This is a genomic window from Serratia sp. 14-2641 (assembly GCF_001692375.1).
Lineage (GTDB): Bacteria > Pseudomonadota > Gammaproteobacteria > Enterobacterales > Enterobacteriaceae > Chania > Chania fonticola_C.
On record NZ_LXKR01000077.1, the window covers coordinates 312,372 to 333,404 of the forward strand.

Genomic DNA, 21,033 nt, shown 5'->3' on the forward strand with positions numbered 1-21,033 from the left:
GAGAATCGCATGAACAGTAACTTCAGACGTCACCTGTTGAGTCTGGCGTTACTGGTTGGCGTAGCGGTCCCATGGGCCGCTACTGCCCAAGCGCCAATCAGTAATGTCGGGTCCGGCTCGGTCGAAGACCGTGTCACATCACTTGAGCGTATCAGTAATGCTCAGGGCCAGCTTTTGAACCAACTCCAGCAACAACTCTCTGACAACCAACGCGATATCGATACGCTCCGTGGGCAGATCCAGGAAAGTCAGTATCAGTTGAATCAGGTGGTTGAACGCCAGAAACAGATCTATCAACAGATGGATAGCCTTAGCCAGGGTGGCGCACAGAATTCCGCTGGTGCAGCAGCAGGGGCCGCAGGTGGTACAGCCGCCGCGGCGTCCTCTGACGGCGCTGGCAGCGCTCCTGCGGGTGCGACAGCCGCTGCGGCTAGTACGGGCGATGAAAACAGCGACTACAACGCCGCTGTTTCACTGGCGCTGGAAAAAAAGCAGTATGACCAGGCGATCTCCGCTTTTCAGGCTTTCATAAAGCAGTATCCGAAATCCACTTACCTGCCTAATGCCAACTATTGGCTGGGCCAGTTGTACTACAACAAGGGTAAGAAGGAAGACGCGGCATACTATTATGCAGTGGTGGTTAAGAGTTACCCAAAATCACCCAAGGCGCCGGACGCAATGTATAAAGTTGGGGTGATCATGCAGGAAAAAGGGCAGGCTGATAAAGCCAAAGCCGTTTACCAGCAGGTGATCAAATCGTACCCGACCAGCGATGCGGCCAAGCAGGCCAAGAAACGCGAAGCGAGTTTGTAAGTAAAAACTGAGCCCAGAAGTTAGTCGATTTGACCGAATTCTGGGCTCATTCGCGTGAAGAACAAGCAGTTGAACCTATTGCGCCAAAATTTAGGTTGCGCTGCTGAGATAAATTAGTAATATATGCCGCCGTTGCCAAGACAACTTGCAAGATGTTAAAGCAGCTAGGAAATTAGTAGTAAACCACGACAGTGGGTCGTTAGCTCAGTTGGTAGAGCAGTTGACTTTTAATCAATTGGTCGCAGGTTCGAATCCTGCACGACCCACCAATTCTTAATGGGTTGGTAAAGCTGGAATCGTGAAGGATGAGAACCGTCAAAGGTTCGAGCCGACCGTAGGGAGACCACGGCATGGCCGCTAATCCTGCACGACCCACCAATTCATAGTGAATTGGTAAAGAGTGGAGCAGTAACCACGACAGTGGGTGATTAGCTCAGTTGGTAGAGCATCTCCTTTACACGGAGGGGGTCGGCGGTTCGAGCCCGTCATCACCCACCACGACAGTGGGTCGTTAGCTCAGTTGGTAGAGCAGTTGACTTTTAATCAATTGGTCGCAGGTTCGAATCCTGCACGACCCACCAATTCTTAATGGGTTGGTAAAGCTAGAATCGTGAGGATGAGAACCGTTAAAGGTTCGAGCCGAGCGAAGCAAGACAACGGTAATAGCCGTTAATCCTGCCAGAACCACCATTATGTGCAGTCGAGTCCTTCCTCGTTGCTCTCGTATTAAGAAGTAAACCACGTCAGTGGGTCGTTAGCTCAGTTGGTAGAGCAGTTGACTTTTAATCAATTGGTCGCAGGTTCGAATCCTGCACGACCCACCAATTCTTGATGAATTGGTAAAGAATTGCAGCCGAGCCCCCTCTCGTTGCTAACGCGGTTAAGCAGTAAACCACATCAGTGGGTCGTTAGCTCAGTTGGTAGAGCAGTTGACTTTTAATCAATTGGTCGCAGGTTCGAATCCTGCACGACCCACCATCTTAAAAATTCCAAAGTACTAAATTCCAAACTCCAGCGCACCATATTGCACCAGTCGTGCGGGTGAGATCCTGCGTTCAGGTTCGAGTCTCGCTTGCGAGACAACGGCGGCAGCCGGTCATCCTGCCAGACCCATCGCGTCTCGCTCATAGTCCTCCCTAACCTTGCCTTTGAACTTATCGATTACAATCTCACCCAATTCATAAGTTTGTATCCAATCTCTCCCCTTCATTTCAACCAAAATTTCAGCCCATTAAACAAATCTGCCCATATCAAGAAATGTTCAGCGACTTTTAGCTAAAAATTAGGTATTTTGTTTAGTATATAAAACGAGGTGGTTGAGCAAGCGGCAGGATACGGCCTAAAAGCAGACCCACAGCCTAGCATAGAGATAACAGTGATGAGTGAAATGTTTGATGTCAATGCGGCGATATACCCATTCCCGCCGAAACCGGTGCCGTTAGACGTCGCAGAAAAGGCTTTTTATCGGCAGAAGATCAAAACCTTGCTCAAGCAGCGTGATGCGGTCCTGGTGGCTCATTACTACACTGATCCGGAAATCCAGGCACTGGCCGAAGAGACGGGCGGTTGCGTCGCCGATTCACTGGAGATGGCACGTTTCGGTAGCCAACATCCTGCGTCGACACTGCTGGTTGCTGGCGTGCGTTTTATGGGGGAGACGGCCAAAATCCTTAGCCCAGAAAAACAGGTGTTGATGCCAACGCTGCATGCCGAGTGCTCTCTGGACCTCGGTTGTCCCGAGGCGGAGTTTGCCGCATTCTGCGACAGCCATCCTGATCGGACAGTGGTGGTTTACGCCAACACCTCAGCAGCCGTCAAAGCGCGTGCCGATTGGGTGGTCACTTCCAGCATTGCCGTTGAGCTGATTGAACATCTCGATAGCCTGGGGGAGAAAATCATCTGGGCGCCGGATCGCCATCTGGGTAACTATGTGCAGAAACAGACCGGCGCAGACGTGCTGTGCTGGCAAGGGGCCTGCATCGTCCATGACGAGTTTAAAACCCAGGCGCTGATACGTATGAAAGCCCTATATCCGGAGGCCGCGATACTGGTGCATCCAGAGTCACCGCAGGCGATCGTCGATCTGGCTGATGCCGTCGGTTCGACCAGCCAACTGATCCAGGCGGCGGTAACCTTGCCTAACCGGCAACTGATCGTGGCCACCGATCGCGGTATCTTCTACAAGATGCAGCAAGCTTGTCCGGATAAAGAACTGTTTGAAGCCCCTACTGCCGGTGAGGGTGCCACCTGTCGTAGTTGCGCCCACTGCCCATGGATGGCGATGAACGGCCTGAAGGCTATTGCCGAAGGGCTGGAACAAGGGGGTTCACAGCATGAGATTTTTGTTGATGGCGCACTGCGTGATCAGGCGCTTATTCCGCTCAACCGCATGCTGGACTTTGCAGCGCAGTTGAAAATGCAGGTTAAAGGCAACGCCTGAATCCAGGCTGACGTTTTTATAAGGAAGACATATGAGCTTTTTCAGCACCGGCAACATTCTGGTCCACATTCCGATTGGTGCAGGGGGTTATGACCTGTCGTGGATTGAGGCCATCGGCACGCTGTTTGGTTTACTCTGTATCTGGTATGCCAGCAAAGAGAAAATCATCAACTACCTGTTTGGCCTGATCAACGTCACGCTGTTTGCGGTGATCTTCTTTCAGATCCAACTCTACGCCAGCCTGTTGCTGCAACTGTTTTTCTTCGTGGCCAATATATACGGCTGGTATGCCTGGAGCCGCCAGACGCAGGATAATCAGGCCGAATTGAAGATCCGTTGGTTGCCACTGCCTAAAGCATTGGCATGGGGGGCGGTGTGCGTGGTTGGTATCGCGTTGATGACGTTTAATATCGACCGGGTATTTGCCTACCTGACACAAATTGCGGTGGCGGTCATGCAGGGGTTGGGTCTTAACGTACAGATGCCAGAACTGCAACCGGACGCGTTCCCGTTCTGGGATTCCGCCATGATGGTGCTGTCTATCGTCGCCATGATCCTGATGACGCGCAAGTACGTTGAAAACTGGCTGCTATGGGTAGTGATTGATGTGATCAGCGTGGCGATCTTTGCTTACCAGGGCGTATATGCCATGGCGCTGGAATACGTCATCTTGACGCTGATTGCTCTCAATGGCTCTTGGCTATGGATACGCAGTGCCTCGAAGAATCACTCCCAACCGCTTTCTTCAGCACCTTAGTACCCAGGGGCGTAACAAGCGCCCCTGGATGTTAATGATGATGCCCCAGATGATTGGAGTGTGAGTGGTCACTCGCAATGCCGCAGTCAGGGGTATCACAATGCTGGTACTCCATCTGGATCGTCGCATGGCCAATCTGGTAATGCTCCAGCAAATAGGCCTGGATGCGGCGTAATAGCCCGTCATGATCGTGGGGTGGGATCACCTGGGCGTGGAGCGTCATCAGCCTTTGTTCGCCAATCTGCCAGACATGCACATGATGGATGTTACGCACTTCCGGAATATTCAGGCACAGATCCTTTTGCAGTTTAGTGATATCTACTTCCTGTGGCGTTCCCTCCAGCAGTTCATGGAAACTCTCCTTCAGCAGGCGCCAGGCGCTGCGCAACACCAGGCAGGAAACCAGGACCGAGAGTATCGGATCGATGGGGGTCCAGCCGGTAGTGAGAATGATGATGGCTGCTGCGATCGCACCGACTGAGCCGAGTAGGTCGCCAAGAACATGTAGGGCGGCGGCACGTACGTTGATATTTTTCTCTTCATTGCCACGGTGCAGCAGCCAGAAGGCGAACAGGTTAGCCAGCAGACCCGCTACGGCGATCACCAGCATTGGGGTACCCATCACTGGCTGTGGTTCGAAGAAACGCCGTACGGCCTCCCACAGGATGAATACGACGATCAGCAGTAATGCGGCAGCATTGATAAAGGCGGCCAACGTGGTCAGGCGCAGATAGCCAAAAGTATGGCGGGCGTTGGGTTTACGCTGTGAGAAGTGCACCGCCATCAGCGCGACGAGCAGGGCGGCGGAATCCGTCAGCATATGCCCGGCGTCTGCCAGCAGCGCCAGTGAGCCAGAAAGTAATCCGCCCACGGCCTCGACAACCATGAAGAGGGTAGTGACTAAAAATGCGGCTAGTAGGCGCTTACTGTTGCCGTCTTTAGGCTGATGGACATGAGAAGCTCCAGACATTACTTATCCTTTTGCAAAATTTGTCGGGTGCCAAAGTCTAAGTTTGGCCGTTACTTAGCTCATTATAGGTGGCCTTGCTAGAGAGCTGAATATTTGCCGATGGTAATTATGGGATCTAAAGGTGATTTACAGCGCCAGCCTCACAGGCTAGATTGGTAAAATCTACTCTACGCGCTGTGCGATACACCCGATACCGAATGGAAAAGTGATGAATTACCAAAACGACGACTTACGTATTAAAGAAATCAAGGAACTCCTGCCGCCGGTGGCCCTGTTGGAAAAGTTTCCGGCTTCGGCTCAGGCAGCAGAGACGGTGTCACAGGCTCGCCAATCGATCCACAACATCCTGCGTGGCAATGACGATCGCCTGTTGGTGGTGATTGGGCCTTGTTCCATTCACGATACCAAAGCGGCGAAAGAGTATGCTGCGCGCCTGATGACCCTGCGCCAGGAGCTCAACGGTGAGCTGGAAGTGGTGATGCGGGTCTATTTCGAAAAGCCACGTACCACCGTTGGCTGGAAAGGGCTGATCAACGATCCGCAGATGGATAACAGCTTCCAGATTAACGAAGGCCTGCGCCTGGCGCGTAAGCTGCTGTTGGATATCAATGACGGCGGTTTGCCTGCTGCAGGCGAGTTCCTTGATATGATCACTCCACAATACTTGGCAGATTTGATGAGCTGGGGAGCGATCGGCGCACGCACCACGGAATCCCAGGTGCATCGTGAACTGGCCTCTGGCCTGTCTTGCCCGGTGGGCTTCAAAAACGGCACCGACGGTACCATCAAGGTGGCGATCGATGCTATCAATGCCGCTGGCGCACCGCATTGTTTCCTGTCCGTCACCAAGTGGGGTCATTCCGCGATTGTTAACACCAGCGGCAATGGTGATTGCCACATTATTCTGCGTGGCGGCAAAGAGCCAAACTACAGTGCTGCCCATGTGAAAGAAGTGAAAGAGGGGTTGGCCAAAGCGGGCCTGCCTGCACAGGTGATGATCGACTTCAGCCACGCCAACAGCAGCAAGCAGTTTAAAAAACAGCTTGAGGTGAACGCGGACGTTTGCCAGCAACTGCGTGGTGGTGAAAAAGCCATTATCGGGGTGATGATCGAAAGCCACCTGGTGGAAGGAAATCAAAACCTGGAAAGCGGCGAGCCGCTGGTTTACGGCAAAAGCGTGACCGATGCCTGTATTGGCTGGGAAGATACCGAAACCGTACTGCGCGATCTGGCCGCAGCGGTGAAGGCGCGCCGTAGCCGATAAGCTACCCGTGTTTGTGGCCCTGCAGTAGTGCTGTGGGGCCCAACCCTTAGGGTTATTTTAAGAATTGACTCCTGCAACAATAACACCAGAATAAAATCTGACATTATACTAATTTCGTAGAGCTTTCCTCGTTCTGCTGGGCCTTTTCTGATGATAATAAGTTGGTGTTGCCGGCCATACTTTTATTTCCAGGAAACATCTTATTTGGCCCACCGCTGCTTTTCATCTCGCGCAACTGTTACTACTTAAACACAATTTGCTCTTGACGCGCGGTATGATTATGATGATGCGTTTTTTACAACCAAAATACCCAATCTAAAAATAAGGGCATGATGGTGAATGACTTTAATTTCAGGATGAATAGCTGATGGAAAACAATAGTTCTCGGCATCAAATTTATTTTCGTGGTACGGGTGGGGAGTATTTCGCAATCTGGCTGGTTAACATATTACTGACGGCTATTACGTTGGGAATATACTCAGCTTGGGCAACGGTGCGTCGCCGTCGTTATTTTTATGGCAATACCGAACTGAATGGCGACCGCTTTGATTACCACGCGCAGCCAATGCAAATCCTCAAGGGCCGTCTGCTGGTGATCGGCGCCGTGATCCTGTTCTATATTCTTCTATTTATCAACCCATTTCTTGGCATGATTGCCATGCTGGCACTCCTTGCGCTGATCCCTTGGATTATTATCCGTAGCTGGCGTTATAACGCTATTATGTCTAGCTATCGTGGTGTTCGCTTCAATTACTTATGCCAAACCGGGCGCGCCTACTGGGTATTACTGTTCTGCCCGATACTGCTAGTGATTGGCTTGTATGCGGTTATGATCGTATTGGGTGTGATTGGCAGCAGTTTGGGCAGCCCAACTGCGATCGTTGTGCTGGCAGCGATTACGGTCATCCTGTTTGTGCCGATGCTGGCCGCGATCAATGGAATCCTGGCTACCCTGCAACATGATCTGTATGTGAACAACCTGCGTTTTGGCACTTCACCATTTGTCGCCCAATTCAAGAAAGCGGAGTTCATTAAGATTGCACTGTTCAGCCTGCTGATCTTCTTGCCATTCTTGGTCATCGCCTTGGTATTGGTTGGCTCGTTCTTTGTCAGCTTATTCCAAATGGCGCTGTTTGGCGGTATGTCCGATGCAATGTTGCAAGCCCAGATGGCAAGTAATATTGGTAGCCTGTTCATGATGATGTTGGTGCTATTGCTAGGTGTGATGGTTTCCAGCAGTTATATGGTTGTCGCTCAGCGTAACTACGTGTTTAACCAAACCACCTTGCAAGGTGAGGTTAAACTGCGTTCTTCCATGCAGACTCTGCCGTATATGGGACTGTTGATCACCAACAGCCTGATCACCGTCTTCTCATTGGGCCTTGCAGCTCCGGTGGCCCACGTACGCCATGCTCGCTATATTGCTGAGTCAACTCAGGTTGAAGGCGATCTGTCGCTGTTGTCGGTACAGGCTCATCACGATACGGCTAATACCGCTATCGCTGAAGAAGCCGTACAGGCGCTCGATCTGGGCACCAGTTTTTGAGTAAAGACTGATGATCCTTGAAGGACACTATCAGTGCCCTGGCCGGGCCGCCCAACAGGCGGCCCGGCTGCTGTTAAACGATATGGGCGATGGAGTAACGCTGCAATATGATGGCGAACATCGCTATTTTTCTTTAGCGCAAATTACCGTTTCCGAGTCATTGGGCCGCATTCCGCTGACCCTGACCTTCCCAGACGGTGGCCGGTTTGTGCCTGCCGATGATGCGTCATTCCGCCAGTGGTTTTATCAACGCCGTTCACCGGGGCTGGTGCACCGCTTAGAGCGATATAAGCGTGGCGTGTTGCTGACGTTGTTGCTAACCGTTCTGTTGACCCTGGCCTATGTTTTCCTGCTACTCCCTTGGGTGAGCAGTGAAATCGCCATGCGCATTCCTACTGTGGCCGAACAGAAGCTGGGTAAGCATACGCTCGATTTCCTGCAAACCAGTGGCTTCAAGCCATCGCAATTGCCCGCTGAGAAACAGCAAGCGATACAGAAGCTGTTCTTACAGGTGATGCCGGAGCAGATGCGGCAAGAGCGCACTCCGCTCAAGTTGAAATTGCTGGCGGTGCCAGAGGTTGCCAATGCGTTCATGTTACCTGACGGGACTTTGGTGATCACCGACGATCTGGCCAAGTTGGCAACCAATGACGACGGCCTGGCCGCGGTGATGCTCCATGAAATGGGGCATCATGCTTACCGTCATCCCATGCGCATGGTGGTGCGTTCATCCCTGGTGGCACTGACGTTTATGTGGATGACAGGTGATGTCAGCGGCATCGGCGATACCTTGCTGCAATCAGCCTCATTTGTGCATGAAATGCAGTTCTCACGCAGCGTGGAAAGTGAGGCGGACGACTGGGCAATCGCAGAAATGCAGCGCCAGGGGCGTTCGTTATTGGCGATGGAAGATCTTTACCGCGCATTGCAACAGGCGGCAAGCACGTCAACCGTGGCACTAGAAGTGCCGGAATGGTTAAGCACCCATCCAGAGATGCAGGCGCGTTTGCAGGCTATCGAAGCGGCCAGGATCAAAGAGCAATAAAAAAAGCCCCCGGCTCAACACCGGGGGCTTGTTGCTTTTCAGGGGCGAAAACTTACTTCGCTTTACCTTGGTTGGCGACGGCCGCAGCTTTGGCTGCGATCTCATCGGCATTACCCAGGTAGTAACGTTTGATTGGCTTGAAGTTCTCATCGAACTCATACACCAACGGCACGCCGGTTGGGATGTTCAGCTCGAGGATTTCGTCTTCGCTCAGGTTATCCAGATATTTCACCAGCGCACGCAGGGAGTTACCGTGAGCCGCGACGATCACGCGCTCGCCGCTCTTGATGCGTGGCAGGATCTCTTCGTCCCAGTAAGGGATAACGCGATCGATGGTCAACGCCAGGCTTTCGGTCAGCGGCAACTCTTTATCGCTCAGCGCTGAATAACGCGGATCGTGGCCCGGGTAGCGCTCATCTTCCTTGGTCAGCTCTGGTGGAGTGACTGCGAAGCCGCGGCGCCATTGTTTGACCTGCTCGTCACCGTATTTTTCTGCGGTTTCAGCCTTGTTCAGACCCTGCAGCGCGCCATAATGGCGTTCGTTCAGCTTCCAGGACTTTTCGGTAGGCAGCCAGGCCTGGTCCAACTCGTCCAGAATGTTCCACAGAGTGTGGATAGCACGCTTCAGTACGGAGGTGTAAGCGAAATCGAAAGAGAACCCTTCGTCTTTCAACAGCTTGCCCGCTGCTTTTGCTTCGGTACGGCCTTTGTCGGACAGATCGACATCATACCAACCGGTGAAGCGGTTTTCGTTGTTCCACTGGCTTTCGCCGTGGCGCACCAGAACCAGCTTAGTTACAGCCATAGCTTAACTCCTTAATAATCTGAAGGTTTAATGATAACGAATATCATTATATTCCGCTGCTACTCACTCGGCAATCGATATACCCGTGAATATATCCACTAAAAGTCGAGGGTTTCGTACGACGCGCGACATTGTCTAACCCTTACTGCCACTGGGCATAGTGTTAACCATAGCCAATTTTTGGCTGCAAGGTAAGAGGGGCGCAAAGGAAAAAGCTGAATCGTTCAGGCTGGTCGAAGGGCGCGAATGAGAGCTATTCACTCGCGCCACAGCGTTAAGGCGATCAGGCGGTTTTTTTCAGGCAGCTACTCATAAAGGTTTTGCGCTCGTCACCTTTCAGGCTCTTTTTAGCAGCGTCGGCATTACAGTCTTTCATCTTCTGCTGCTGTGGCGTCAGGGCCTTCTCGGTATGGTGGCCTTCGGCCTTCAGGCAGGTGCTCATGAAGGTGGTGCGGTCAGAACCTTTCAGCGATTGGGTGGTAGCCTGTTGATTACAATCGGTCATGCGTTTTTGCTGGGCAGCCTGCGCCGGAGAAGGCGTTTTTGCTGCGGTGTCGGCAGCCATCAGGTTGGTGCTCAGCAGTAAACCTGCCAGTAATGGAAGTGCAGTGATCAGACGCATTAGGTGTTCCTTCAGCTATTGAACGGCCAACAGGCCGAAAATTGTGATATCACTCACGGGCTTGTGCATACCACGGTAGCCTGATTCTAGTGCGGGGTTGGCAATAAGGAAAGGTAACGGCTTGGGGGTGCAATGTAAGCAATTATAACAATCACGCCCCTTACCGCATGACAAGGGGCGTGGCGGCTCAGATAGGAATAAGCTGATAGTGCGTTGCGCTCTGATAACGCTGACCAGGCTGTAGCCAACAATCCGGCTGTGGCCATTCGGGGTGGTTCGGGCTGTCCGGCAGGAACTCGCTTTCCAGCGCCACGCCTGCATAATTTTGGTAACTACCGCCGTCGCGTGCCGGTGTGCCACCCAGATAATTACCGCTGTAAAGCTGGAGTGCTGGCGCGGTGGTGAACACCGTCATCGCAACCTTGCCATCGGCAGACCACAGGTGAGCCGCCGGGCTTGCCAATCCGTGGCAGGTATCGTGCAACAGGTAAGCATGGTCGTAACCCTTAACCCGTTGCTGATCGCGATCGCGCAATAAATCTTGCTGCAGGGTTTTCGGCTGGCGGAAATCCATCCCGGTACCGGCAACCGCCGTCAGATCGGCACTGGGAATGCCATCGCCGTCCACGGGCAGATAACGGTCGGCGAACAGCTGCAAGCGCTGTTGTCGGGCGTCGTGGCCTGCGCCATCCAGATTGAAATAAGCATGGTTGGTCAGATTGACCGGGCAGGCGCGATCGGTCTGTGCCTGATACTCAATCTCCAGCCGGTGATCGGCGGTTAGCCGGTAGCTCAGCGTCACGTCGAGGTTGCCAGGGAAGCCCTGGTCGCCATCTGGCGAATGGAGCTGATAAATCACCTGCTGCTCATCCTGCTTCACAATCTGCCAGCGGCGAGCGTGGAAGCCGTTTGGCCCGCCGTGCAGTTGATGCTCCCCTTGATTGGCGATCAGCGGGTGTGGCTTGCCAGCGATGTTCAGGCTGGCATGTGCAATACGGTTGGCATAGCGCCCGACCGTGGCCCCCAGATAGGCCCCTTGGTGCAGATAGTCCTGCGGAGTTTGGCACCCCAGCAGCAGCTCACGTTGTTCCCCTGATTTCAAGGGCAGCACGGCGGAAAGCCAGGTTGCGCCCCAATCCATAAACGTGACCGTCATTCCCGCGGCATTTCGCAGGGTGGTGAGAATAAAGGGCTGGCCGTCTGGGGCAACGGCGGAGTTATCGCTCAGCATAGACCGGATCCTTGTGAAGCTTTGCAGACGTAGAAGGTTTCTTGCAGGCCGTTGGTCCGCAGTGGATACTCGCGAGCAACCGCCGTACGTACCGACTCTACCAGATCCTGCGGCATCAGGGCCACGATGCAACCCCCGAAGCCCCCTCCGGTCATGCGCACACCGCCACGTTCGCCAATAACCTCTTTAACAATCTCTACCAGCGTATCGATAGGGGGCACGGTGATGGCAAAGTCATCACGCATCGACGCGTGCGATTCCGCCATCAGTTTGCCCATCAGCTTCAGGTTGCCAGCGGCCAAGGCATCGGCAGCGGCCAAGGTGCGATCGTTTTCGGTGATCACATGGCGCGCCCGTTTGGCCACGATCGGATCCAGCTCATGCAGGATCGGGAAAAACAGATCCGGGCTGACGTCGCGCAGCGCCTTGACGCCGAAGAAGCGAGCCGCCGCTTCGCACTGTTGCCGGCGGGTGTTGTATTCGCTGTCGACCAGGCCGCGTTTAACGTTGGAGTTGATGATCACCACCGCGACATCGGCTGGCATCGGCACCGCGCGCGTTTCCAGAGATCGGCAGTCAATCAGCAGGGCGTGATCTTTCTTGCCCAACGCAGAAATCAGCTGATCCATAATGCCGCAGTTGCAACCGACAAACTGGTTTTCCGCTTCCTGGCCATTCAGCGCCAGCGCTACGCCGTCCAGCGGCAGTTGATAGAGTGCCTGCAACACCTGTCCGACAGCCACTTCCAGTGAGGCTGAAGAGCTAAGCCCGGCGCCCTGCGGGACGTTGCCGCTGATCACCAGATCGGCACCGCCAAAACTGGCATCGCGGGTCTGCAGGTGTTTCACCACGCCGCGTACATAATCGGCCCAGCGCAGATTGGCGTGGCTGACGATCGGTTCATCCAGGGAAAACTGATCCTGCTGGTTCTCGTAATCGGCGGCCAATACGCGGATCTGGCGATCGTTACGTGGAGCCCCGCTGATCACGGTTTGATAATCAATGGCGCAGGGCAGGACGAAGCCGTCGTTGTAATCGGTGTGCTCACCGATCAGATTGACTCGGCCCGGCGCCTGGATCGTCAGGGCGGGTGCGTAGCCAAAGTGTTCGGTAAACAGGGCTTGGGTAAGTTGCTTCAGACTCATTATTTCACTCCGGCTTCGCGGTAATGGATATCACTGACCGCACGCAGGCGTTCAGCGGCTTGTTCTGCGGTCAGGTCGCGTTGGGTTTCCGCCAGCATTTCATAACCCACCATAAATTTGCGTACCGTGGCGCTGCGCAGTAACGGCGGATAGAAGTGGGCATGCAGTTGCCAGTGGCGGTTATCGGCCTGGTTGAAGGGTGCGCCGTGCCAGCCCATGGAATAAGGGAAAGAGCATTGGAACAGGTTGTCATAGCGGCTGGTGAGTTTCTTCAGCGCGATGGCCAGATCGCGGCTTTGTGCTGCACTAAGCTCGGTCAGTCGTTGTACCGGCGCTTTTGGCAGCAGCAGCGTTTCAAACGGCCAGGCTGCCCAGTAAGGAACAACCGCCAACCAGTGCTCGGTTTCCACCACCGTACGGCTGCCGTCGGCCTGCTCGCGCTGAGCATAGTCCACCAGCATGGCGGACTGATGCTGGCTGAAATACTCCTGCTGCAGGCGATCTTCTCGTTCGGCTTCATTCGGTAGGAAGCTGTTGGCCCATACCTGACCGTGTGGGTGAGGATTGGAACAGCCCATCGCGGCCCCTTTATTTTCAAACACCTGCACCCAGGGGTAGCTGCGCCCCAGATCGGCGGTCTGTTCCTGCCAGGCGGCGATCACCTGTTCCAGCGCGGGTAGTGTCAGCTGCGGTAGCGTTTTACTGTGGTCGGGGGAGAAGCAGATCACCCGGCTGGTGCCACGGGCGCTTTGGCAACGCATCAGTGGATCGTCACTTTCCGGCGCCTGCGGGGTATCCTGCATCAGGGCGGCAAAATCATTGGTGAACACGTAGGTGCCCGGAAAGTCAGGGTTTTTATCACCAGTCACGCGCGTGTTGCCAGGGCAAAGGAAGCAGTCAGGATCGTGGGCTGGCAGTGTTTCCTGAGCGGGGGATTCCTGCTGGCCTTGCCACGGGCGTTTGGCCCGGTGCGGAGATACCAGCACCCATTGCCCGGTAAGGGGATTAAAACGGCGATGTGGATGATCGATAGGATTGAAATCAGGCATTGCGCTTCCTTTATCTCGCAACGGGGCTAATTGTAATCGCTTTCACTTGCTGCGTGACCGACTATAGCCGAGTGCATTTGGAAAATAATGGCTAGAAGATAGCATGGTCGCGGTGAGAAAAAGGTGATCTAGCGCGAAAAATGGAATCGCTTACATCGATTGAGGCTATAATCCGGTTGAGATAGGGAAGGCGATGGGGTGTGTTAAGTGGTAGCGGTTACACTACGCAGGCCGGCAGAGCAATCTACCGGCCTGGAGGGGGACTAATATTGGTAAGCCGGGTAGGTAAAGAACAGCAAATGGACCAGATTTAGCCCAAAGTGGAAGAGAATGGGCACCCACAGGCGGCCGCTCCACATCCAGGCCAGGCCATAAATCACCCCCGCCAGCGTGGCAAATGCCATCATCAACGTGCCACCGGCAAAGTGGGCGGCACCAAACAGCAAGGCGGTGATAATCAGTGCCGGATAGGCACCCAGCCACTGGCGCAGACGCTGCTGCAAATAGCCACGGAACAGCGCTTCTTCGGCCATCGAAACAAAAAACAGGTTGGCCATAATGAAAGCCAGGATCCAGGAGGGCAGGTGCAGCTCAACTTTCAGCCCACCGAGCGCCACCGCCAACAGCAGCACCGCAGGGATGCAGAGCACCAGGATCAGCCAGGCGCTGACGCCGACTTGCTTGTCAGGCTTGCCAGCGTTAAACAGCGTTGGCAGGCAGGCTAACAGCAGAAAGGGCACCAGTGCCTTATCGAAGTTGTAATACATGGAATACAGCGAGCTCATCGGGCCCACTTTGTCCTGATCGACCATCAATTGGTTATTGAAGCCCGGTATCAGGTGATAAAACAGCGCGATTGAGCAGGCGACTAAAAACACTTCCAGCGCTAGCGCGATGCTGCGCTGCTGGCGATAGTGCTGATGAAGCCAGATGGCAATGGCGATAACCGCCAGATAACCCAGCCCAACGGGCGTCAGGACATGATGGTAAACCCCCATTGCGGCGGCCGCAGCCAATACTACCGAGGCAATCAGCCGGTTAAATGGCAAAAAAAACAACGAAGCCGAAAGTACGCCCCACATAATAGCTATCCCTTTAAATAGATACACGGCGCTCAATGCCGGAAATCCGGCGTGTTAATGTCTGGTTAAACGAGCACTAATTGGGATAGTAGCACAACAGGGTGAATTTAAAGGTCGGGACAGTAGTTAATCGTGCGGAAACGGTTTTAACCCTTCATCCAGGCTTGCGAACGCATAACCTCCCCAAGGTTCTGCAAGGTTTCCAGGCTTTGCTGGTGGATCTCATCCGTTGGGGCGGCGCATAAATCTTGTAGCACCGTTACCTGTAAACCTGCATCGTGCGCCTGCCGGGCGGTGCTCTCAATGGCTAGCGGGGTGCTGATCCCGCCCAATAGCAGGTGGTGGCAGCGATGCTGCTGTAACCAGGTTAACAAATTGTTACCGGCAAAGGCGCTAAGCCCTTTCTTTTCCAGGCACAGATCCTCGGTTTTTACCTCCAGACCGGCCAGCCAATGACATCCCCCGTTACTTAAGCGCAGCGCACCGATATGTTTGAGCTGATTGAACAGCGGCGAGTGTCGGGGAATATCGTGGTAATTATCGGCAAAACCGGTGCGTAACCAAATCACCGGGATTTTACGCACCCGAGCGTAGGCCGCAGCAGCATTGACGTGCGCGATTACATCACGCGTTACGATGTGTTCGCGGCAGTGATTCGCCCGCCCTTTAGGGCCAGCCAGATCTTCAATCAGGTCAATAATAATCAACGCGGCGGACATACCTTCTCCAAAAACGTCTCTGTACCCTTTAATGATAAAAGGCCAAATGTGATGCGTTGTGAAGGAAGTGTTGCCGGATATGTCCCCAGGATGAGCGCTGTAGCACTCACCCCGAGTAGGTTAAGCCAGAACGTCTTGTTGATAGCGGTAGCCATCGCCTTCAGGGATGAAGGAGAAACGGTGGGTGATGCATTGCGGCGCATCTTCTGCGTGGTGTGAAACAAACAGCAACTGCGTCGAGCCCTGTTGGATCAGCACATCCACGAAGCGCCTTACCAACTGGCGGTTTAGCGGATCCAGGCCCTGCAGTGGCTCATCGAGGATCAGCAGCGCCGGATGTTTGACTAACGCCCGGGCGATAAGAGCCAAGCGTTGCTGGCCCCAGGACAAGCTATGGAAGGGAGCATCGCCCATAGCGCCAAGCCCGAGCAGAGCCAGCCATTGCGACGTCAACTGATGCTGACGATCGGAAACTGCCTGATAAATGCCTATCGAATCAAAGAAACCGGACAGGATCACGTTACGCACGCTGGAGCTGACACGGTAGTCCAGATGCAGGCTGCTGCTGACGTAGCCGATATGGCGTTTGATATCCCAGATGGTTTCCCCGCTGCCGCGTCGGCGGCCAAACAGCGTCAGATCGTTGCTGTAGCCTTGCGGATGATCGCCGGTGATCAGGCTGAGCAGGGTGGATTTTCCCGCCCCGTTCGGGCCAACGATCTGCCAGTGTTCACCGGGGTTAACCTGCCAACTGAGTTGGTTGAGGATGGGGCGATCGTTATAGCTTACTACGCCATCACGTAGAACGATCAGTGGCCGATCGTCCGGCAGCCTGATGACCTGGGTGGGATCTTCGGTTTCTGGCAACGTCAAGCCGTTGAGATTTTCACTGTGCGCCAGTTGAGCGACCAGCGCGTCGGCCATCACCTGCTCCCGTGGCCCTTGGCTGGTGAGGGTGCAATCGGCCAGCACGCCGACCTGCTCAATGAAGCCTGGAATTTCATCAAACCGGTTGAGTACCAGGACCAAGGTATAACCCTGCTGTGAAAGTTCACCAAGCAGGGCGGCGAGCTGAGCACGTGAATTGACGTCTAGTCCGTCGAACGGCTCATCGAGGATCAATAAATCGGGTTGGGCCATCAGGGCACGGCACAGCAGGGTTTTGCGGGTCTCACCGGTAGAGAGATATTTGAAACGGCGCGTAAGCAGGGGCGTGATGCCAAACTGCTCGGCCAACTGCGTGCAGCGAGCGGGATCGTTGAGTTCTTCCTGAATGATTTCTGCCGTGGTACGGCCGGTGTCGTCTTCGTCCACGCTGAGCAGATCGGTATTGTTGCGCTGCCATTCATCGCTGACCAGCTTTTGCAACTGCTCAAAGGAGATCCGTACTACGCGGCGAAATTCACTGTGGCGCTCGCCTTTCAGCAACGTCAGCTCACCGGCCAGCGCCCGGGCTAGCGCAGATTTCCCACTGCCGTTAGCCCCGACGAACGCCCAGCTATCGCCGGACAGAATATCAAGCCGATCCAGCTCCAGCGTGCGGGTATCGCTTAAACGAAATGAACCTTGCGAAATGTGCAACGACGACATCTTCTAATCCCTATTCTGCAATGTTTCGCTTTAGAAATAGGCGCAAGCGTAAAAGATGTCAATCGGCAATACTGCAACGTGACGTTGCGTTTAACACAACGTCGCGACAATCACCCGATCGGCGTTGAACAAGGCGTGTACCGGCGTGCCGACGCTCAGTTTCAACTGCGCCAGTTCCTGGTTGCTGACGGTGGCGCACAGCGTTTCTCCGCCGTTGAGCGTCACCAGAACCTCACTGTGATCGCTACCCGGCTGAATGCTGGCAATGCAACCCGGCAGCGCGTTATCGGCCAGGCCGGTCGACGCCGGATCGGTACTGAGTTTCACCCAAGGCGCTTTAATCAGGGCCAACACCTCTTTGCCCGGCGTCAACTGTAACCGGTCGGCGCTTTGCTGAGTGACGGCAGCGGTCAGGCGGGTGTGGCCGTCGGCCAGCAGCAGGCTGATATGCTGTTGGACCTGCTGGTGGTCGCGTTCAATCACGGTGCCGAAAAACTGGTTGCGGGCGCTGGTTTGCAACGAGAAACGGGCGATGGCGGCCAGCAGGCTGTCCAACGGCAAATTGTCTTGCTGCAACACGTCAAAGGCCTTCTGCTGGATTTGGCCCAGCAGATCGTAAAGTTGGATCAGCCGCAGGCCATAACGGGTCACCTGCGCGCCACCGCCGCCTTTGCCGCCGGTAGCGCGTTCGACCACCGTTTGCTCGGCCAGCTGATTCATCTCATTGATGGCATCCCAGGCGCTTTTGTAGCTGATCCCCGCCAGCTTGGCTCCCTGGCTGATCGAGCCGGTATGCACCACTTGCTTGAGCAGCGCGATGCGGCGTGGGTCAGCGAACAGTTTCTGCTGCAGCTTTAAGGTAAGGAGGATCTCGGCCTGCATGATGGGTCCTTATAAGGCAGTAAGTCAGGCTATTGTCGCCGATTTGCCGCAAAGCGCCAACTGAGCACGTTTAGCCGGTTACAAATTTCCCTCAGTCGGTAAAATAACCGCGTTTTCGCCTGCGTTTTGGTTTACAGTGAAACCTACGCAGCGGTTTAAAGCAGTCAAGTGAGGCTACGATGTTAGAATTATTGAAAAGTCTGTTGTTTGCCGTGGTAATGGTGCCAGTAGTGATGGCCATTATTTTAGGCTTGATTTATGGCTTGGGCGAGGTGTTCAACATCTTCTCCAAAGTTGGCCATCCTAAAGAAAACCGCAGCTAATCCCCCTCCCAAATGCCCGCTGAGCTCTCTTGGCGGGTATTTCTCAAGTTATCTCTCGCTTTGCCGATAAACCGCATGACAATCGTTCTCGCTGCGTTATATTATTTTTTACATAGCGATGTGATGAGAGTTAACTTGCGGAGAAAACAATGAAACAGCAATGGATTAACTGGGTTGGCGGTGTGGCATTAGCTTGCGGGCTGGTGGCACAGGTTTCTGCGGCAGAGAAAATCACCGTGTTTGCCGCGGCTTCGCTGACCAACGCCTTACAGGATATCGCCACCGAATACCAGAAAGGCAAAGACGTCGAAGTCGTCTCCTCTTTTGCTTCCTCCTCAACGCTGGCACGCCAGATTGAGCAAGGGGCGCCTGCGGACATGTTTATCTCTGCCGATCAGCAATGGATGGATTACGCCATCGATAAGCAGCAGATGGTGAAAGACACCCGTTATACCCTGTTGGGAAACGAACTGGTGCTGATCGCCGCCAAAGCAGCCAAACAAGATAAAATCACTATCAACAAGCAAACCGACTGGGCCAAATTGCTCAACGGTGGCCGCCTGTCCGTAGGCGATCCGGATCATGTACCTGCGGGCATCTACGCCAAAGAAGCGTTGCAGAACCTGGGGGCATGGACCACGCTGGAACCTCAGCTGGCGCGGGCTAATAATGTGCGTAGCGCCATGGCCATGGTTGAGCGTGAAGAAGCCCCGTTGGGCATCGTTTACGGCTCTGACGCCGTGGCCAGCGACAAGGTCAAAGTGATTGCCATCTTCCCGGAAGACAGCCACAAGCCGGTTGAGTATCCAATGGCCATCGTTAAAGATCACCAGACGCCAGCCGTGACGGCTTTCTACGATTACCTGAAGACTCCGGCCGCTGCGGCTATCTTCGAACGTTATGGATTCACCCCGCGTAAATGATATTAAGTGAGTATGAGTGGCAGGCGGTTGAACTGAGCCTGAAAGTGTCCAGCCTGGCGGTGATCTGCAGTTTGCCGCTGGGTATTTTGATGGCCTGGATCCTGGTTCGCTGCAATTTTCCCGGTAAATCGTTGTTGGATAGCATTATTCATCTGCCGTTAGTCCTGCCACCGGTGGTGGTGGGCTATCTGCTGCTGATCGCCATGGGGCGGCGCGGCTTTATCGGCGAATGGCTGTACAACTGGTTTGGTTTCAGCTTCAGTTTCAGCTGGCGTGGTGCTGCCTTGGCTTCGGCGGTGGTGGCATTCCCGCTGATGGTGCGGGCTATCCGCATGTCGCTGGAAGCGGTGGATACCCGTTTGGAACAGGCGGCCCGCACCTTGGGCGCCAACCCGTGGCGGGTGTTTTTCACCATCACCTTACCGCTTTCGCTGCCCGGCGTGATCGTTGGCGTGGTGCTGGCCTTTGCCCGCTCTTTGGGTGAGTTTGGCGCTACTATCACCTTTGTTTCCAATATCCCCGGTGAAACCCGTACCATCCCGCTGGCAATGTACACCCTGATCGAAACGCCAGGGGCCGAATCGGCGGCAGCGCGTTTGTGCGTGATTGCCATCGTGCTGGCACTGGCTGCCCTGATGGTTTCTGAATGGCTGGCCCGCTGGGGCCGCAAGCGTATGGGCTTATAGATGTTAGAACTGGATTTCTCCCAGCAGCTTGGCGATCTCAATCTCAATGTGCAGGCTAATCTGCCGGCTCAGGGGATCACCGCGATCTTCGGGCTTTCCGGGGCCGGCAAAACTTCCTTGATCAATGCCATCGGTGGCCTGACGCTGGTGCAGCAGGGGCGTATTGTGCTGAATGGCCGCACGCTGGTGGATACCGCCAGCGGTGTCTGTTTGCCACCGGAAAAACGCCGGGTTGGCTATGTTTTCCAGGATGCGCGCCTGTTCCCGCATTATCGCGTACGCGGCAACCTGCAATACGGCATGGCGGCCAGTATGCGCGGCCAGTTTGACAGCATTGTCGAGCTGTTAGGGATTGCGCCTTTGCTGAACCGTTTGCCTTTGACCCTGTCCGGCGGTGAGAAACAGCGCGTCGCGATTGGTCGGGCGCTGCTGACCGCGCCGGAACTGTTGCTGATGGATGAGCCGCTGGCCTCACTCGATATGCCGCGCAAGCGTGAACTGCTGCCATATCTGGAGCGACTGGCGCAGGACGTCAACATCCCCATCCTCTATGTCAGCCACAGCATGGACGAGATCTTGCGCCTTGCAGAGCAAGTGATGGTGTTGGATCACGGCCAGGTGCGGGCGTACGGTGGGTTGGAGGAGGTTTGGGCCAGCAGCGCGCTGCGGCCTTGGCTACAGCGTGAAGATCAGAGCAGCGTGTTGAGTGTGAGCGTGATTGAGCATCACCCGCGCTATGCCATGACCGCGCTGGCACTGGGCGATCAGCGGCTGTGGGTCGGCGGTATTGAGGCGCCGGTGGGCAGCCAAATGCGTATTCGTATCAACGCCGCCGACGTTTCTTTAGTGCTACAACCACCAGCCAACAGCAGCATCCGTAATATTCTGCCCGCCAAGGTGGTGGAGTGTCTCGATGTAGCAGGGCAGGTTGAGGTGAAGCTGACGGTCGGGGAAAACATTCTCTGGGCGCGGATCACCCCATGGGCTCGTGACGATCTGGCTATCAGGCCCGGCCAGTGGCTGTATGCACAGGTCAAGAGTGTGTCGATCAGTCGCGATGGCCCCTCACCCCAACCCTCTCCCACAGGGAGAGGGAGCTATTAGCCCCTGCTCTTTTGGAAGTAAAGAGGTCACCTCAGCA

General features: G+C 54.7%; 20 protein-coding genes and 5 tRNA genes. 15 read left to right on the forward strand and 10 right to left on the reverse strand.

Translation table 11 applies throughout. From position 1 onward, the window contains the following. Positions 1 to 9 precede the first annotated feature (9 nt). The 8 genes from cpoB (at position 10) to pnuC (ending at position 4,010) form a co-directional block, all read left to right on the forward strand. On the forward strand, positions 10 to 813 hold the full coding sequence (gene cpoB / locus A6U95_RS25025) for a cell division protein CpoB (RefSeq protein WP_021805256.1): 804 nt from the start codon (positions 10 to 12) through the stop codon (positions 811 to 813). A gap of 193 nt (positions 814 to 1,006) precedes the next feature. After that, positions 1,007 to 1,082 (forward strand) — tRNA-Lys (locus A6U95_RS25030). A gap of 153 nt (positions 1,083 to 1,235) precedes the next feature. Beyond that, positions 1,236 to 1,311 (forward strand) — tRNA-Val (locus A6U95_RS25035). A gap of 7 nt (positions 1,312 to 1,318) precedes the next feature. Beyond that, positions 1,319 to 1,394: transfer RNA gene (locus A6U95_RS25040), tRNA-Lys, on the forward strand. Positions 1,395 to 1,561: 167 nt separating this feature from the next. Next, positions 1,562 to 1,637: transfer RNA gene (locus tag A6U95_RS25045), tRNA-Lys, on the forward strand. Between the two features lie 78 nt (positions 1,638 to 1,715). Beyond that, positions 1,716 to 1,791: transfer RNA gene (locus A6U95_RS25050), tRNA-Lys, on the forward strand. Positions 1,792 to 2,191: 400 nt separating this feature from the next. Then, positions 2,192 to 3,253 carry a quinolinate synthase NadA gene (nadA, locus tag A6U95_RS25055; protein WP_037375120.1) on the forward strand — a complete coding sequence of 354 codons (1,062 nt, stop codon included), beginning with the start codon at positions 2,192 to 2,194 and terminating at the stop codon, positions 3,251 to 3,253. Positions 3,254 to 3,284: 31 nt separating this feature from the next. Next, on the forward strand, positions 3,285 to 4,010 hold the full coding sequence (gene pnuC, locus A6U95_RS25060) for a nicotinamide riboside transporter PnuC (protein ID WP_065686445.1): 726 nt from the start codon (positions 3,285 to 3,287) through the stop codon (positions 4,008 to 4,010). A 31-nt stretch (positions 4,011 to 4,041) separates the two neighbouring features. On the opposite strand, the gene zitB is transcribed toward pnuC, so the two are convergent. Next, on the reverse strand, positions 4,042 to 4,980 hold the full coding sequence (zitB, locus tag A6U95_RS25065; RefSeq protein WP_065686446.1) for a CDF family zinc transporter ZitB: 939 nt from the start codon (positions 4,978 to 4,980) through the stop codon (positions 4,042 to 4,044). Between the two features lie 208 nt (positions 4,981 to 5,188). Between zitB and aroG the strand changes: the two genes are divergently transcribed. From aroG to A6U95_RS25080, 3 genes are all read left to right on the forward strand, one after another. Beyond that, positions 5,189 to 6,244 carry a 3-deoxy-7-phosphoheptulonate synthase AroG gene (gene aroG / locus A6U95_RS25070; RefSeq protein WP_065686447.1) on the forward strand — a complete coding sequence of 352 codons (1,056 nt, stop codon included), beginning with the start codon at positions 5,189 to 5,191 and terminating at the stop codon, positions 6,242 to 6,244. 367 nt (positions 6,245 to 6,611) lie between these two features. Further along, a complete protein-coding gene (locus A6U95_RS25075) occupies positions 6,612 to 7,790 on the forward strand; it encodes a DUF898 family protein (protein WP_065686448.1) in 1,179 nt (392 codons plus the stop codon). A 10-nt stretch (positions 7,791 to 7,800) separates the two neighbouring features. Next, entirely contained in the window at positions 7,801 to 8,835 is a 1,035-nt protein-coding gene (locus tag A6U95_RS25080) for a M48 family metallopeptidase (RefSeq protein ID WP_065686449.1), read from the forward strand. 52 nt (positions 8,836 to 8,887) lie between these two features. On the opposite strand, the gene gpmA is transcribed toward A6U95_RS25080, so the two are convergent. From gpmA to modE, 9 genes are all read right to left on the reverse strand, one after another. Further along, on the reverse strand, positions 8,888 to 9,640 hold the full coding sequence (gene gpmA, locus A6U95_RS25085; RefSeq protein ID WP_024483132.1) for a 2,3-diphosphoglycerate-dependent phosphoglycerate mutase: 753 nt from the start codon (positions 9,638 to 9,640) through the stop codon (positions 8,888 to 8,890). Positions 9,641 to 9,923: 283 nt separating this feature from the next. Then, positions 9,924 to 10,262, reverse strand: coding sequence for a PsiF family protein (locus A6U95_RS25090; RefSeq protein ID WP_024483131.1), 339 nt, complete (start codon positions 10,260 to 10,262; stop codon positions 9,924 to 9,926). A 187-nt stretch (positions 10,263 to 10,449) separates the two neighbouring features. Then, complete coding sequence (gene galM / locus A6U95_RS25095; RefSeq protein WP_065686450.1) at positions 10,450 to 11,493, reverse strand: galactose-1-epimerase; 1,044 nt, start codon at positions 11,491 to 11,493, stop codon at positions 10,450 to 10,452. Continuing rightward, a complete protein-coding gene (galK, locus tag A6U95_RS25100; RefSeq protein ID WP_065686451.1) occupies positions 11,487 to 12,638 on the reverse strand; it encodes a galactokinase in 1,152 nt (383 codons plus the stop codon). The genes galM and galK overlap by 7 nt, the downstream gene beginning before the upstream one ends. Then, positions 12,638 to 13,687, reverse strand: a complete 1,050-nt coding sequence (galT, locus tag A6U95_RS25105) for a galactose-1-phosphate uridylyltransferase (protein WP_065686452.1) — start codon at positions 13,685 to 13,687, stop codon at positions 12,638 to 12,640. The genes galK and galT overlap by 1 nt, the downstream gene beginning before the upstream one ends. 263 nt (positions 13,688 to 13,950) lie before the next feature. Then, on the reverse strand, positions 13,951 to 14,769 hold the full coding sequence (locus A6U95_RS25110) for a CPBP family intramembrane glutamic endopeptidase (RefSeq protein WP_065686453.1): 819 nt from the start codon (positions 14,767 to 14,769) through the stop codon (positions 13,951 to 13,953). Positions 14,770 to 14,915: 146 nt separating this feature from the next. Continuing rightward, entirely contained in the window at positions 14,916 to 15,488 is a 573-nt protein-coding gene (locus tag A6U95_RS25115) for a cysteine hydrolase (protein WP_065686454.1), read from the reverse strand. A 120-nt stretch (positions 15,489 to 15,608) separates the two neighbouring features. Further along, the gene (gene modF / locus A6U95_RS25120; RefSeq protein ID WP_065686455.1) at positions 15,609 to 17,078 is read right to left on the reverse strand and encodes a molybdate ABC transporter ATP-binding protein ModF; all 1,470 of its coding nucleotides are present in this window, start codon (positions 17,076 to 17,078) and stop codon (positions 15,609 to 15,611) included. Between the two features lie 90 nt (positions 17,079 to 17,168). Continuing rightward, positions 17,169 to 17,960, reverse strand: coding sequence for a molybdenum-dependent transcriptional regulator (modE, locus tag A6U95_RS25125; RefSeq protein WP_065686456.1), 792 nt, complete (start codon positions 17,958 to 17,960; stop codon positions 17,169 to 17,171). A gap of 179 nt (positions 17,961 to 18,139) precedes the next feature. Between modE and A6U95_RS25130 the strand changes: the two genes are divergently transcribed. From A6U95_RS25130 to modC, 4 genes are all read left to right on the forward strand, one after another. Beyond that, complete coding sequence (locus A6U95_RS25130) at positions 18,140 to 18,283, forward strand: AcrZ family multidrug efflux pump-associated protein (protein ID WP_021180335.1); 144 nt, start codon at positions 18,140 to 18,142, stop codon at positions 18,281 to 18,283. A 149-nt stretch (positions 18,284 to 18,432) separates the two neighbouring features. After that, the gene (gene modA / locus A6U95_RS25135; protein WP_065686457.1) at positions 18,433 to 19,206 is read left to right on the forward strand and encodes a molybdate ABC transporter substrate-binding protein; all 774 of its coding nucleotides are present in this window, start codon (positions 18,433 to 18,435) and stop codon (positions 19,204 to 19,206) included. Then, positions 19,203 to 19,892 (forward strand): molybdate ABC transporter permease subunit, encoded by a 690-nt coding sequence (gene modB, locus A6U95_RS25140; RefSeq protein ID WP_065686458.1) that lies wholly within the window; start codon positions 19,203 to 19,205, stop codon positions 19,890 to 19,892. Before modA ends, modB begins: the two co-directional genes overlap by 4 nt. Further along, entirely contained in the window at positions 19,893 to 20,996 is a 1,104-nt protein-coding gene (gene modC, locus A6U95_RS25145; RefSeq protein WP_024530540.1) for a molybdenum ABC transporter ATP-binding protein ModC, read from the forward strand. The last annotated feature ends 37 nt before the right edge of the window (positions 20,997 to 21,033 follow it).